This window comes from Pseudomonas benzenivorans (assembly GCF_024397895.1).
GTDB classification, from domain to species: Bacteria; Pseudomonadota; Gammaproteobacteria; order Pseudomonadales; family Pseudomonadaceae; genus Aquipseudomonas; species Aquipseudomonas benzenivorans_A.
This window is the reverse complement of sequence record NZ_CP073346.1, coordinates 4,274,343-4,289,280: the sequence shown is the minus strand read 5'-3', so window position 1 is coordinate 4,289,280 and position 14,938 is coordinate 4,274,343. Positions and strand designations below refer to the sequence as shown.

General features: G+C 67.1%; 9 protein-coding genes and 1 riboswitch. Of the genes, 8 read left to right on the top strand and 1 reads right to left on the bottom strand.

Annotated elements, in window-relative coordinates:
* Window positions 1-43: 43 nt before the first annotated feature.
* Window positions 44-4,897, bottom strand: a complete 4,854-nt coding sequence (locus KDW96_RS20135) for an NAD-glutamate dehydrogenase (RefSeq protein WP_255837987.1) — start codon at window positions 4,895-4,897, stop codon at window positions 44-46.
* A 369-nt stretch (window positions 4,898-5,266) separates the two neighbouring features.
* On the opposite strand from KDW96_RS20135, the gene KDW96_RS20130 reads away from it, so the two are divergent.
* The 8 genes from KDW96_RS20130 (at window position 5,267) to KDW96_RS22090 (ending at window position 14,889) form a co-directional block, all read left to right on the top strand.
* Entirely contained in the window at window positions 5,267-6,226 is a 960-nt protein-coding gene (locus tag KDW96_RS20130; RefSeq protein WP_255837986.1) for an AAA family ATPase, read from the top strand.
* A gap of 5 nt (window positions 6,227-6,231) precedes the next feature.
* Window positions 6,232-7,173 (top strand): DUF58 domain-containing protein, encoded by a 942-nt coding sequence (locus KDW96_RS20125; RefSeq protein WP_255840578.1) that lies wholly within the window; start codon window positions 6,232-6,234, stop codon window positions 7,171-7,173.
* Window positions 7,170-7,661: a DUF4381 domain-containing protein gene (locus KDW96_RS20120; protein WP_255837985.1), complete on the top strand. Its 492-nt coding sequence runs from the start codon at window positions 7,170-7,172 to the stop codon at window positions 7,659-7,661. The genes KDW96_RS20125 and KDW96_RS20120 overlap by 4 nt, the downstream gene beginning before the upstream one ends.
* Window positions 7,654-8,685 carry a vWA domain-containing protein gene (locus KDW96_RS20115; protein ID WP_255837984.1) on the top strand — a complete coding sequence of 344 codons (1,032 nt, stop codon included), beginning with the start codon at window positions 7,654-7,656 and terminating at the stop codon, window positions 8,683-8,685. The genes KDW96_RS20120 and KDW96_RS20115 overlap by 8 nt, the downstream gene beginning before the upstream one ends.
* On the top strand, window positions 8,685-10,400 hold the full coding sequence (locus KDW96_RS20110; RefSeq protein ID WP_255840577.1) for a VWA domain-containing protein: 1,716 nt from the start codon (window positions 8,685-8,687) through the stop codon (window positions 10,398-10,400). Before KDW96_RS20115 ends, KDW96_RS20110 begins: the two co-directional genes overlap by 1 nt.
* Entirely contained in the window at window positions 10,397-12,034 is a 1,638-nt protein-coding gene (locus KDW96_RS20105) for a BatD family protein (RefSeq protein WP_255837983.1), read from the top strand. The genes KDW96_RS20110 and KDW96_RS20105 overlap by 4 nt, the downstream gene beginning before the upstream one ends.
* A gap of 276 nt (window positions 12,035-12,310) precedes the next feature.
* A riboswitch (cyclic di-GMP riboswitch) is annotated at window positions 12,311-12,397 on the top strand.
* Between the two features lie 6 nt (window positions 12,398-12,403).
* On the top strand, window positions 12,404-12,883 hold the full coding sequence (locus KDW96_RS20100; RefSeq protein ID WP_255837982.1) for a putative pterin-binding protein: 480 nt from the start codon (window positions 12,404-12,406) through the stop codon (window positions 12,881-12,883).
* Window positions 12,880-14,889, top strand: a complete 2,010-nt coding sequence (locus KDW96_RS22090) for a putative bifunctional diguanylate cyclase/phosphodiesterase (RefSeq protein WP_304665564.1) — start codon at window positions 12,880-12,882, stop codon at window positions 14,887-14,889. Before KDW96_RS20100 ends, KDW96_RS22090 begins: the two co-directional genes overlap by 4 nt.
* Window positions 14,890-14,938: the final 49 nt, after the last annotated feature.

Genomic DNA, 14,938 nt, shown 5'->3' with positions numbered 1-14,938 from the left:
AAGCCCCGCACTAGGCGGGGCTTGGCTCGGCTTCAGCTACGACTCACGGCGTGCCGGCGCTCTGCGCCAGGTCCATCAGCTCACGGTTGGCGACCGCGTACATGGCGTAGTCGGTTCCCGTCGCCCCACGCAGCTCACCCAGCATGGCCTTCCAGCGAACCACCAGCGGGCGGTGCTGATCCAGCCAGTGGGCCACACGCGCCTCGAGCTCCTCCGGCCCCTCGGCCATCTGCAGCACGGAAACGGTGATCGCCCGCTGTTGCCAGTCCAGATCGTCGCGGAAGGCTTCCCGCGCCAGCGCCTGCCAGTTGTTTTCCACCGGCAGACTGGAGATCTGCTGCAGGTACCAGGACAATTCCAGGGCCCCGCCACCCACGGCGAAATAGGCTGCGGCCACCTGGGCCGGCTCCTGACCGGTGACATCCGAGGCTTCGATGATCGGCAGCAGGGTGTACAGGTGACTGGTGCCGGCCACCACACGCGCCAGCTCCTCCGGCACGCCGGCCTCCACATAGCCCTGGAAGCGCGCCAGCCACTGTTCGCGAGCCGGCCCCTCGAGCAACTCGTCCAGACACAACGCCAGGGCGGCGACACGCGGCGCGAAGTGGGCCACGTCGCGGGCCGCGTCCAGCTCGTTGCGCCGACTGCGCAGGAACCAGCGGGTCGCGCGACGGCCCAGGCGCATCAGTTCGTCCATCATCTGCAGCTGCAGTTCGGCCGGCACCTGGTAGTCCAGCGCCTCGATCTGCTGCCACCAGTGCGGCAGGCGGAAGACGTCGCGCACGATCACGTAGGCCCCGGCCACGTTGGCCGCGCTCATGCCGGTGCTTTCCTTCAGGCGCTGCACGAAGGTGATGCCCATGTGATTGACCAGATCGTTGGCGATCTGGGTGCTGACGATCTCGCGCTTCAGCCGGTGGGTGCGCATGGCATCGCCGAACTTCTTCGCCAGTTGCGGCGGGAAGGCGGTCTCCACCTCACGGACCAGGTACTCGTCATCCGGCACCGTGGATTTGAGCAGGGACTCCTTAAGGTCGATCTTGCTGTAGGAGATCAGCACCGACAGCTCGGCCCGGGTCAGGCCATGGCCACTGGCTGCACGCTCGGCCAGCTGCTCGTCGCTCGGCAGGTACTCCAGGGCCCTGTCCAGCTTGCCGTCCGCCTCCAACGCACCGATCAGTCGGCGGTACTCGCCGATCCGCTCGCGCGCGCGGCGTTGCGCCAGGGACAGCGCCTGGGTCTGCTTGTAGTTGTTGCCCAGCACCAGGGTGCCGACCGCATCGGTCATCTCGGCCAGCAGCTTGTTGCGCTGCTTGCCGGTCATGTCGCCGGCGGTCACCACCTCGTTGACCAGGATCTTGATGTTCACCTCGTGGTCGGAGCAGTCCACCCCACCGGCATTGTCGATGAAATCGGTGTTGCTGGCGCCGCCACAGAGGCCGAACTCGACGCGACCGAGCTGGCTCATGCCGAGGTTGCCGCCCTCGCCCACCACCTTGCAGCGCAGCTCGTTGCCGTTCACCCGCAGGGCGTCGTTGGCCTTGTCGCCGACGTCGGCGTGGCTTTCGCTGCTGGCCTTGACGTAGGTGCCGATGCCGCCGTTCCAGATCAGGTCGACCGGCGCCTTGAGCAGGGCATTGAGCAGCTCGGTGGGGGTCAGCTTGTCGGCCTGGATGTCGAAGCGCTCCTTCATCTGCGGGCTGATCGCGATGCTCTTGGCGCTGCGCTGGAAGATCCCGCCGCCGGCGGAGATCAGGCTGGTGTCGTAGTCGGCCCAGGACGAGCGCGGCAGATCGAACAGACGCTGGCGCTCGACGAAGCTGCTGCCGGCATCCGGGTTGGGGTCAATGAAGATATGCAGGTGGTTGAAGGCCGCCACCACTTGCAACTGGTCGGACAGCAGCATGCCGTTGCCGAATACGTCGCCGGCCATGTCGCCGACGCCGATGACCGTGATGTTGTCCTTCTGCACGTTGATGCCGCGCTCGCGGAAGTGCCGCTGCACCGAGACCCAGGCGCCCTTGGCGGTGATGCCCATGCCCTTGTGGTCGTAGCCGGCAGAGCCGCCGGAGGCGAAGGCGTCGCCGAGCCAGAAGCCGTAGTCGGCGGCGATGCCGTTGGCGATGTCGGAGAAGGTCGCAGTGCCCTTGTCGGCGGCGACCACCAGATAGGGGTCGTCCTCGTCGTGACGCACCACCTGAGCAGGCGGCACCACCGCGCCCTCCTTGAGGTTGTCGGTAATGTCGAGCAAGCCGGAGATGAAGATGCGGTAGCAGGCGATGGCCTCGGCCTGGATCTCGTCACGACCGCCGCCCAGGGGCAGGCGCCGTGGAATGAAGCCGCCCTTGGCGCCGACCGGCACGATCACCGCGTTCTTCACCTGCTGGGCCTTGACCAGGCCGAGCACTTCGGTGCGGTAATCCTCCTCGCGATCCGACCAGCGCAGGCCGCCGCGCGCCACCTTGCCGCCACGCAGGTGCACACCCTCGACCCGCGGTGAGTAGACGAATATCTCGTACTTGGGGACCGGCTTGGGCATCTCCGGGATCGCCCGCGGATTCAGCTTGAAGCTGAAGTAGTCCTTGGGCTTGCCGTTGCCATCCGGCTGGTAGTAGTTGGTGCGCAGGGTGGCCTTGATCAGGTCCAGGTAGCGCCGCAGGATGCGGTCTTCGTTGAGCACCGCGACCCCGTCCAACGCGGTGACGATGGCCTGCTCGAGGCGCTGCTGCTTATCCTCCAGATCCTCGGCGCCGAGCTTGCGCGCCAGGTAGAAGCGGGTCTTGAACAGGCGCACCAGCTCACGGGCGATGTCCACGTGATTGACCAGGGTGCTGGCGATATAGCCGAGATCGAAGCCCAGGCGAATCTGCTTCAGGTAGCGGGCATAGGCACGCAGCAAGGCCACGTCGCGCCAGGTCATCCCCGCGGCCAGCACCAGACGGTTGAACGCATCGTTCTCCGCCGCGCCCTGACTGATCCTGACGAAGGCCTCCTGCAGGTTGTCATTGAGTTCCTGGACGTTGACGTCCAGGTCCTCGGCGTGGGTGAAGGAGAAGTCGTGAATCCAGTACTCGCGACCGTCCCTGTTGCGCATATGGAAGGGGAACTCGCCCAGCACGCGCAAGCCGAGGTTCTCCAGAATCGGCAGCACGTCCGACAACGGCAGCGGTGTATCGGCATGGTAGAGCTTGCAGTGCAGCTGCCGGTGCCCCTGGGTCAAGGGCCGGTAGAAGCTCATCACCAGCGGGCGCTGCTCGCTCAGCTCGAGCAGGTGCTCCATGTCCACCACCGCCGAGTGCGGCGCGAAGCGCTCGCGGTAACCGGCCGGGAAGCCGCCGGGGAAGGCGGCCAGCACATTGGTGCCCTGGGCCTCGCCGAAGTTTTCGATGGTCAGGCTGGCATAGTCGTCCTTCCAAGAGCGGCAGGCCTGGATCACCTCCTGCTCGAGGCGCTGGGGATCGATCTGCACCTTGTTCTTGGGGTCGACCCGCAGAATGAACTGCACCCGCGCCAGCACCGACTCGGAGAAGAAGGTCCAGAATTCGCAATCGCTGGCCTGCAGGCGCTCCATCAGCACCTGCTGGATCTTCTGGCGGATCTCGGTCGAATAGATGTCCCGCGGCACATAGGCCAGGCAGTAATAGAACCGCCCGTAGGGATCCTTGCGCACGAACACCCGCAGCTTGTTGCGCTCCTGAATCTGCACGATGCTCATGGTGGTGCTGAACAGGTCGTCGAGCGGGGTCTGGAACAGGTCGTCGCGCGGCAGCACCTCGAGCACCTGCTCGAGTTCCTTGCCCTGATGCCCCTTGCTGTCGAAACCGGAACGGCGAATGATCTCGTCGACCTTGCGGCGGATATAGGGAATGCGATTGACGCTGACGGCGTACACCGAGGAGGTGTAGAGGCCCATGAAGCGGCACTCCTTGACCACCTGGCCCTTGTTGTTCAGCTCGCGGATGGAGACGAAATCCGGATAGGCCGGACGGTGCACGCGACTGGTCTGCGAGGCCTTGGCGAAGGACAGCAGCAGCGGCTCGCGCAGGTAGCTGACCGCTTCCGGCTCGATATGCAGTTCGTCGCTCTTCAGCCCGCCGCGCAGGCTCTTGGACAGGCCCAGCAGGGACTTCTCGTCGTACAGGATGGCGCCGCCGCCGGCTTCATCGACGACAGAGAACTCCTCGTAGCCGAGGAAGGTGAAATGGTTGTCCAGCAGCCAGGTGAGGTACACCTTGACCTCATCCACCTCACTGGCATCGGCCTTGAGCTTGGCCTTGTCCAGCCAGGCCAGCAGTTCATGGGCCTTGGCCTTCATCGGCTCGAAGTCGGCGACCGCCAGGCGCACGTCGCCGAGCACCTCCTGCAACGCCGCTTCCAGGGTGCGCAGCTCGGCCTGGGTGGCGCAACGATCGATCTCCAGGTACATCAGCGCGTCGAGCTGCATGTCGTCGGCCTGGCCGCTCTTGGGCAGCAGCTCGAGCAGCTCGCCAGCGGCATTGCGGCGCACGTTGAGCACGCTGTTCTGCAGGGTATGGATACTGTAGCCACGGCGATTCAGCTCCATGCGCACCGAGTCGACCAGGAAGGGCTGGTCGCGGTGCAGGACTTCCACAGCGGTATGGGTCGACTGCCAGCCGTGGCGCTCGTAGTCCGGGTTGAACACCCGCACCTCGGTGTGCCCGGGTTCGAAATGCGACAGCAGGCGCCAGGCCGACAGCGTGCAGCCGACCAGGTCGGAGAGACGCCGCTCGGTGAGTTCCTCGAGAGAAATGATGCCGAAGAATCGCTCGGCGAACAGACTGATCTGAGGCAGGGCTTGCTCGCTGACGTGCTGCGCCAAGGCCGCTTGCAGTTGTTGCTGGAAGTCGGCTTTGCTGGCAGCCGTGAAGAACGCCATGGTTGTGCTCCGTTTGGCTCGTGATTCAACTGGGGCAGTCGTGGACAGTGACTGACGCCGCACCGTTGTAGTTCAACGTTAGTTCATGAAGCGGCCTGTACCCCGACCGGGCGACTTCAGAACGCGGGCCAGGGCCAAGACTTACTGGTCACATTTGCCCGACGAGCTTAACGAGGCAGGCCCCCACAGCGCTTCTGGCGCTGCGACATTTTCTTTCACGGCTGCCCCCGGAACGCAAAAGCCTAGGCGCGCCGCACTGCCCGAGCGGGGATGCCGAGCCGCGCATAGCCGCCACCGCGGCAAATGCATTAAAGTCTAGGCCGCCGCCGCGTCCGGCACGACGCGCCCCCTCCAGCAAAGAGCCCGATGATGGAACACCGTGAAGCGCTCGTCGCCCTGCGACACTTTCTTTCGAGCCAGATCCTTGGCCAGGAAAAGCTCATCGAACGCCTGCTGATCGCCTTGCTGGCCGACGGCCACATGTTGGTCGAAGGTGCTCCGGGCCTGGCCAAGACCAAGGCGATCAAGGAGCTGGCCGAAGGCATCGAGGCCGAGTTCCACCGCATCCAGTTCACCCCCGACCTTTTGCCCGCCGACATCACCGGCACCGAGATCTATCGCCCGGAAACCGGCAGCTTCGCCTTCCAGCAGGGGCCGATCTTCCACAACCTGGTGCTGGCCGATGAAATCAACCGTGCCCCGGCCAAGGTCCAGTCGGCGCTGCTCGAGGCCATGGCCGAGCGCCAGGTCAGCGTGGGCCGCAGTACCTACGAGCTGTCGCCACTGTTCCTGGTCATGGCCACGCAGAACCCGATCGAGCAGGAAGGCACCTACCCGCTGCCGGAAGCCCAGCTCGACCGCTTCCTGATGCACGTGCGCATCGGCTTTCCGGACGCCGCGGTGGAGCGCAAGATTCTCCTGCAGGCGCGCGGCGAGGCGCTGCACGGCGAGTCGAAACCGGAGCAGCGGGTCAGCCAGCAGGCGATCTTCGTCGCCCGCCGCGAGATTCTCGGCCTGTACATGGCCGATGCCGTGGAGGAGTACCTGGTGCAATTGGTGATGGCCTCGCGCACCCCGGCCAAGTACGACCTGGAGCTGGCCGAGTGGATCGCCTACGGCGCCAGCCCGCGCGGCACCATCGCCCTGGATCGCTGCGCGCGGGCCCACGCCTGGCTGGCCGGGCGCGACTTCGTCAGCCCGGAAGACATCCAGGCGGTGCTGTTCGACGTGCTGCGCCACCGCATCATCCTGTCGTTCGAGGCGGAAGCCGCCGGCGTCGACCAGGATCGCGTGGTGCAGCGCATTCTCGATGTGGTCGCCGTCGCTTGAGCCCCATGCACGCCCTGCCGACGCAACCTGGCGTGCGGGTCAATCTCGCCGAGCTGATCGAGATGCGTCACCGCGTACGTGAAGTGCAGCTGTTCTCCACGCCAGCGCGACGCAGCCCGCTGATCGGCCTGCATCACTCCAAACTGCGCGGACGCGGCGTGGACTTCGACCAGGTGCGCGTGTACCAGGCCGGGGATGACGTGCGCACCATCGACTGGCGGGTGACCGCACGCACCCAGGAGCCGCACACCAAGCTGTTCCACGAGGAGCGCGAACGGCCCATCTATCTGTTGGTCGAGCAGAGCCAGCGGCTGTTCTTCGGCTCCGGCCTGGTGTTCAAGTCGGTGCTGGCCGCCCAGGCTGCCAGCCTGATCGGCTGGGCCGCCCTGGGCAATAACGATCGCATCGGCGGCCTGGTGTTCGGCGACCACGAGCAACACGAAATCAAGCCGCGGCGCAGCAAACAGAGCCTGCTTCAGCTGCTCAACCGCCTGGCCCAGGCCAACCAGGCGCTGCACACTGAGCTGCAGCCGCGCCGCGATGACCTCGGTCTGGCGCTGCGCCGTGCCCGCGAGGTGCTGCGCCCCGGCAGCCTGGTGGTGCTGCTGTGCGACGAGCGCACCCTGAACGACAGCAGCGAGCAGCAATTACAGCTGCTGGCACGCCACACCGACCTGCTTCTGCTGCCACTGTCCGATCCGCTCGACCACGCCCTGCCTGCCGCCGGACTGCTGCGCTTCGCCGAACATGGCGCGGAGCTCGAGCTCGACACCTACGACGACGGGCTGCGCCAGGCCTATCGCGCCCTGGGCGAAGCGCGCCGGGCCCGCTGGCAACGCCTGGCGCAGAAGCTCAGCGTGCCGTTGCTGCCGCTCAGCACCCAGGGCGAGATGGTCGAGCAGCTGCGCAACCACCTCAATGTGCAGCAGCCAAGGAAGCAATCGTGAACCCGCTGGACCAGCTCGAGCCGCTGATCGAGCCAGCGCCCATCGGCTGGTGGCCGCCCGCGCCCGGCTGGTGGCTGCTCGCCCTGCTCCTGCCGGTGCTGCTCTGGGCCCTGGTCCGGCTGTTCAGGTGGCTGCCGCGCAGGAAAGGGGCAGCGAACGCCGAGCAGCTCGATCCCGTGCGCCAGGCGGCCCTGGCCGAGCTGGAGCGGCTCAGCAAGCCCTACTACGGCGTCGAAGCCGGGCCCTGGCTGCAGCAGCTCAACGGCCTGCTCAAGCGCCTGTGCCGGCAACGCTACCCGCAGAGCCACAGCCACACCCTGACCAGTCGGGCCTGGCTGGCCTACCTCGACAACCGCTGCCCCGCAGCCGGCCTGACCCGCTGGATGATTCTGGTCGAAGGTGCCTACCGCCCCCACTGCATCCTCGACGACAAGGCCATCGACGGGCTCAATCAGGCCGTCGCCACCTGGATTCGCAAGCATGTTTGAGTTCGTCTGGCCCTGGCTGTTCCTGCTCGCGCCCCTGCCCTGGCTGATGCGCCTGATCCTGCCGGCGGCGGACAGCGGCGAGGCGGCGCTCAGGGTCAGCTTTCTCGACGAACTCGAAGCCCTCGCCGGTCGCCGCGCCCGCGCGCGCCTGCCGGCCTGGCGCCAGCAGGCGCCGTTCGCCCTGTTGTGGCTGCTGCTGCTCACCGCCGCCGCGCGCCCGGAGTGGGTGGGCGAGCCGCTGCCGCTGCCGGCCAGCGGCCGCGACCTGCTGCTGGCGGTGGATGTGTCGGGTTCCATGGACTATGCCGACATGCGCTGGGAAGACGAGGAGGTCAGTCGCCTGACCCTGGTCAAACAGCTGCTCGGCGATTTCATCGAGGACCGCCGCGGCGATAGGGTCGGCCTGATCCTGTTCGGCAGTCAGGCCTACCTGCACGCGCCGCTGACCTTCGACCGCCGCACCGTGCGCACCTGGCTGGAGGAAGCGCCGATCGGCATCGCCGGCAAGAACACCGCCATCGGCGACGCCATCGGCCTGGCGGTCAAGCGCCTGCGCCAGCGCCCGGGCGACAGCCGGGTGCTGGTGCTGATCACCGACGGGGCCAATACCGGCGGCGAGATAGAGCCGATCACCGCCGCGGGCCTGGCCGCCGAGGAAGGCGTGAAGATCTATCCGATCGGCATCGGCGCCGACCCGCAACAAGGCGGAGTGCTCGGTTTGTTCGGCCTGAATCCGGGCCTGGACCTGGATGAACCCACCCTGCACGCCATCGCCGAAGCCACCGGCGGTGAATACTTCCGCGCCCGCAACGGCGATGACCTGCGGCACATCGAGGCCAGCCTCGACCGCCTGGAGCCGGTGAGCCAGCAACCGACCCTGGCCCGCCCGGCATTGGCGCTCTACCCCTGGCCGCTGGGCGTCGCCCTGCTGCTCAGCCTGCTGCTGGTACTCGCCGAGCACGGGCCCTATCGGCGGTTCCAGCTGCAGCGCCCCCCGCGGCCCAACTGGTGGAGACGCTCGTGATCGAGTTCGCCCTGTGGCCCCACTGGTTGCGCCCCTACTGGCTGCTGCTGACGCCGCTGCTGTGCTGGCTGCTGTGGAAGCTCTGGCACCGCGAGAAACGCGCGGGGCGCTGGCACCAACTGCTGCCCACGGCTTTTCACGCCGCCCTGCTCAGAGGCGGCAAAGGGCGGGCCAGCCGCCTACCCTGGGTCGCCCTGGGCCTGGCCTGGCTATTGGCCCTGCTCGCCCTGCTCGGTCCCAGCTGGCAGCGTCTGGAGCAGAGCACGCTGAAACCGGCCGACCCGCTGGTGGTGCTGCTCGAACTGACCCCGGAGATGCTCGCCAGCGACGCCGCGCCCAATCGCCTGGAGCAGGCCAGGCGCAAGGTCCTCGACCTGCTCGAGGCGCGCCGTGACGCGCAGACCGCGATCGTGGTCTACGCCGGTAGCGCCCACACCCTGGTGCCGCTCTCCGACGACCTGACCACCAGCCGCAACCTGCTGGAGGCGCTCAAGCCCTCGATCATGCCCGAGCCGGGACGACGCGCCGATCGAGCCGTGGCCAAGGCGCTGAAGCTGCTCGACCAGGGCAGCCAGGGCCAGGGCCGCCTGCTGCTGATCGCCAGTGCGCTGGATGAGCAGGAGCGTCGTGGCATCCGCGACGCCCTCGACGACCGCCGCGAGCGCCTGCACATACTCGGCATCGGTACCCCCCAGGGCGCGCCCATCGTTCAGGAGGACGGCAGCTTCCTCAAGGATCGCCAGGGCGCGATCCTCATCCCGCGCCTGGACAACGCCAGCCTCAACCGCCTGGCCCAGGATGTCGGCGGACGCTATCAGCGGGTCAGCCTGAACGACCGAGACCTGCGCAGCCTCGGCCTGCTCGAGCGTCCGCAGCAGCTGCGCAGCGACGGCGATCCCACCCCCCTGCACGCCTGGTCTGACCAGGGCTACTGGCTGCTGCTGCCGCTGCTGCTGCTGGCGGCCTGCGCCGGACGCCGTGGCTGGTTGTTCTGCCTGCCACTGATGTTGCTGAGCCTGCCCCAGCCCGGCTTCGCCGCATCCCTGGACGATCTCTGGCTGCGCCCCGACCAGCAGGGCCAGCGCCTGCTGGAGGCCCAGCGCCCGGGCGAAGCCGCCAAGCACTTCGAAGACCCGCAATGGCAGGGCCTGGCCCTGTACCAGGCCGGCGACTACGCGGCCGCCGCCGAGCGCTTCGCCGAGGGCGATAGTGCCGCGGCCCATTACAATCGCGGCAACGCCCTGGCCCACAGCAACGAACTGGAGGCCGCGATAGAGGCCTACAGCCAGGCCCTGGAGCTGCAGCCAGACTTGCTCCAGGCACAGAAGAACAAGGCGCTGGTCGAACAACTGCTGCAACAGCCCCCCCGGCAAGCCCCCGCCGAACAGCCGAGCAGCGAGCCGCAGCAGGCGAACCAGGCGCCCTCCGAACAGCCGCAGAACAGTACGCCTGACCAGGACTCGGACAGTCCGCCCCCCGGTCAACCGGGCCAGGACGAGCAACCGCCGCAGCCGGGCGAAGGCGAAACGCCGACCCCGGAGGAGCCCGGCCAGCAGGCCGACGGCGAAGAACAGCTCGCCGCCGCCGAGCCCCTCGATGGCGAGCGGCGCCAGGCCCTGGAGCAATGGCTGCGACAGATTCCGGACGACCCGGCGGAACTGCTCAGGCGAAAATTCTGGTATCAACAGCAACAACGCCAGGAATCCACTCGATGACCCGCTTGCTCTGTACCCTGCTTCTCGCCCTGCTGACCCTCCAGGCCAGCGCCCAGGGCTTGAGCGCCAGCGTCGACCGCACGCGCCTGAGCGACGGCGAAACCGTCGAGCTGACCCTCGAATCGAGCGACATCACCCTGTTCGGCAAACCCGAACTGGCGCCCCTGGAGAAACTCTTCGAGGTCCTCGGCACCCGCCAGGTCAACCGCCTGACCACGCTCGACGGGAAGTCCCAGGCCACGACCCGCTGGGTCATCACCCTGCAACCCAAGCAAAATGGTTACGTGGTGATACCGCCGTTGCGCCTGGGCGAAATGCACAGCCAGCCGATCACCCTGCATGTGCAGAAGTCCGCCGCCGAAGCGAGCGGCGGCCGCATGGCCCCGGTGTTCATCGACGCCAGCCTGGATCAGGAAAGCGTCTACGTGCAGGCGCAGAGCGTACTGACCCTGCGCATCTATCACTCCGTTTCGCTGTACGACGACAGCAGCCTGACCCCCCTGGAAATGCCCGAGGCCCGTGTCGAGGCGCTGGGCAAGCCGCGCACCTACGAGAAGGACATCAACGGCATCCGCCACGGCGTGATCGAGCTGCGCTACGCGATCTTCCCCCAGCGCAGCGGCGACCTGACCATTCCCTCGCAGGTGTTCAGCGCGACCCTGGTCGAGCGCTCCAGCAGTGACGACTACCAGCCGTTCGGCCCGCGCCCGGGCAAGGTGACCCGGGTTCGCTCGCCGCAGATTCCCCTAAAGGTCCGGGCCAAACCGGACAGCTACCCGAGCGGCGCCCCCTGGTTGCCCGCCCGCGCGCTGAGCCTGTCCGAAGCCTGGAACCCGGAGCCACAGGGCGCCAAGGCCGGCGATTCACTGACCCGCAGCCTGATGCTCAAGGCCGAAGGCCTGTCCAGCGCGCAACTGCCGCCCTTGCCCGCGACCAGTGCCGAGGGTCTGCGCCGCTACCCCGACCAGCCTCAGCTGAGCAACCAGATCGACGAGCGCGGCCTGATCGGCAGCCGCGAGGAGCGTGAAGCCCTGGTGCCCAACCGCAGCGGTCAGTTCGAGTTGCCGGCCGTGGAAGTGGTCTGGTGGAACACCCATGAAGATCGCCTGGAGCGCAGCAGCGTGCCGGCGCGCACCCTGAACATCGCCCGCGACCCCAGCCTGGAGCTGGAACCGCTGCCCGCCGAAGTGGCCGTGCCCGACTACCAGCCGGGTCCGGCACTCTGGCCCTGGCAACTGAGCAGTGCGCTGCTGACCCTGACCACCCTGCTCGGCTTCGGCCTGTGGTGGCACGCCCGGCGCCAACCGGCTGTGCTGCGCGGCAGCCAGACCGGCCCCAGCCCGCGCACCCTGCTCGACGACCTCAAGCGCGCCTGCCTGGCCAACGACCCCCACGCCACGCGCCACGCCCTCGACGCCTGGGCGCGCCAGCAACCCGAGACCCTGGCCGACCTGGCCGCGCGCTTCGTGCCCCTGTCCGATGCCCTCGACGGTCTCAATGGCGCGCTGTACAGCGAAGCCGGCCAGCACTGGCAAGGCGAAGACCTGTGGCGGGCGATCCGCAGCCTGCCAACCACCCTCGCCAACGAAACGCCAACGACCGAGTCGAGCCTGCCACCGCTCTATCCCCGCTGACCGACCTGAAGGCCGAACCTGCCGCTGGCGATGCTTTCCCGGCGCTGTGACACGGCGCGCCCCATGGGCCGGCTTGGCTGCCAACCATTGCAGGTTGAGGCAGGGGGTAGAGTGACGCGCGGCGGTTGACTGAGCGGTCGCCGATCCGCAAAATTTGCACCAGTTCACAGAATTGACACATCGTCCGCTGCGAACAACAACCTGACGCCAATGGCCGCTTGAAACAGGAACGTCAATCCAGCAGGGAATCGCTGCCGCCAGAGACGCATCAACTTCATCCAGAAAAGGCAACCCCGCGCGAAAGCCGGGCACGCAAAACCACCGGTCTAAGGGCATGCCGCCTATGACGGCGGAGTTACCGAGAAGAAAATGTCCCCAAGCACCGCACTGCGCGTCCTCCTCGTTCCATTCCTCATCTTCGCCACCCACTGCGCCCATGCCCAAGGCAGGACCATCCTCACCCTGTCCGGCCCGGATGGCATCTCGCGGGACTACGACCTGGCCGCCCTCGAGGCCATGGAAAGCACCACCCTGCGCACCCACACCTCCTGGACCGATGGACCGCAGAGCTTCACCGGCGTGCGCGCCAGCACGTTACTGGCAGCGCTGCTCGAGCAGGGCACCCGTGTCGAGGCCGTGGCGCTGAATGACTACAAGAGCACCCTGCCCCTGCAGGACCTGCGCGACTACCCGGTGATCATCGCCTACAAGCGCAATGGCGAATACATGAAGGTTCGCGACAAGGGCCCGCTGTGGATCATCTACCCCCAGGATGACCATCCGCTATTGCGCTCCCTGGAAACCGACCAGAAGATGGCCTGGCAGCTGCGTCGGCTGATCATCAAATGAAGCCTGTCCAGGCCGACGTGGCGCGCCCGCTGATCGACTCCCTCACCGACAGGCGCTGGTGGCGGCAGACCGGGATGTGGCGGCTGCTGCTGGCACTGGCGATCTTCATCGCCACGCTCTATATGTCCTACCGGGACATCGGCCAGGCCAACGTGATTTCCAGCCTGCGCATGGGCCACCACACCCACAGCCTGATCAAGACCTACGACGAAGTCGATCGCTTCATGCGCGCGCTGCGTCAATACACGCTCAAGGACCCGATCCGGCAGATAGCCCTGGAAGACATCGCGCTGCACTACGAAATCCTCGTGAGTCGCGTGCAGACGTTCCAGGAGGGAGAAGCCAACCGGGAGCTGCTTGAGCTCGACGATGTGCGCACGCTGGTCGAACGCCTCGCCGTCACCCTCGAGTCGATCGAGCCCTTGCTGGTGGAGCTCGGGCAGGACCCCTACGACCTGAGGTATTCCACCATTCAGAGCCTGCTGCGCCCGATCAGGTCGCGCTTTTTCGAACTGGGCAAGCAGTTCCTGATGAACAGCGAAGTGCGCAACGAGCAGATCATCCGCCACTACGGCAATGACAGCAGCTACTGGACGCTCGGCGCACCCGCCGCCAGCGGCCTGCTGTTGCTGCTGCTGTTCTTCGCCCAGCTGCGCCAGTCCAAGCGCCTGGCCGACTCCCTCGCCGCAGAGTCGCGCAAGCTGTCCCACATGGCCGCCCACGACCCGCTGACCGGGCTGCCCAACCGCGCCCTGCTGAAGGATCGCCTGTCCCAGGCCATCCACCACGCCCACCGCGCGCAAGGCCGCTTCGCGGTGATCTTCCTCGACCTGGACCGGTTCAAGGCGGTCAACGACAGCCTCGGCCATGGGGCCGGCGACGAACTCTTGAAGACCGTGGCTGAACGGCTCAGCGCCTGTGTACGCGAAGGCGACACGGTGGCGCGCATCAGCGGCGATGAATTCGTGCTACTGATCGAGGCTGTCGGGCTCGACGATGGCGTCGTCAACGAGGTGGCCGAACGGGTCGCCAGCGAGTTGCGCACCCCCTTCCTTATCGCCGGCCAGGAACTGCTGGTCACCGGCAGCATCGGCATCAGCCTGTACCCCGACAATGGCGAGGAGGCGGAACTGCTGCTGATGAATGCCGATGCGGCGATGTACAGCGCCAAGGCCAATGGCCGCGACAGCATCAGTTCCTACCAGGCGCAGATGAACGCCGACAGCGTTTCCCGGATCGAGTTGACCGGCGACCTGCACCACGCCCTGGAGCGCAACCAGCTGCAGCTGCACTACCAGCCCTGCGTCGCCCTGGCGAGCGGCGAAATCTTCGGCGTCGAAGCGCTGCTGCGCTGGCAGCATCCCAGCCGCGGCCTGCTGTCGCCGGATGACTTCATCCCCCTGGCCGAAGAAAGCGGGTTGATCGTGCCGATCGGCGAATGGGTGATCCGCACGGCTTGCGCGCAGGCAGCCGCCTGGCACCAACAGGGCCTGCCGCAGCTGAAGATGGCGGTGAACCTGTCCGCCCTGCAACTGCAGCAACCGGAACTGGCCAAGCGGGTCGCCGCTGCGCTCGAAGCCAGCGGGCATCCGCCGCGGCTGCTGGAGCTGGAGCTGACCGAAACCCAGCTGATGCGCGACGTCGACACGGCAGTCGCCGCTACCCGGGAGTTGCGCGGCCTGGGAGTGCGCATCGCCATCGATGATTTCGGCACCGGCTACTGCTCGCTGAGTGACCTGCAGCGCTTTCCGGTCAGCACGCTCAAGCTCGATCGCAGCTTCGTGCACAATGCCCTGAGCAAGCCAAGCGCCGCGGCCATCGCCCGCAGCGCCATCGGCCTGGGCAGGAACCTGGAACTCGAGGTGCTGGCCGAAGGCATCGAAACCCCGGAGCAGCTGGCCTTTCTACGCGCCCATCACTGCGACGCCGGCCAGGGCTACCTGTTCTCCCGGCCGCTGCCCGCCGCCGATATTGCCAGCCTGCTGCGCGAAAGCCGGGCCGCCTAGTCCTTTTGCTGCGGCCCCTCCGGCGGCCTCGGCAGCCGGCCGCTTACGC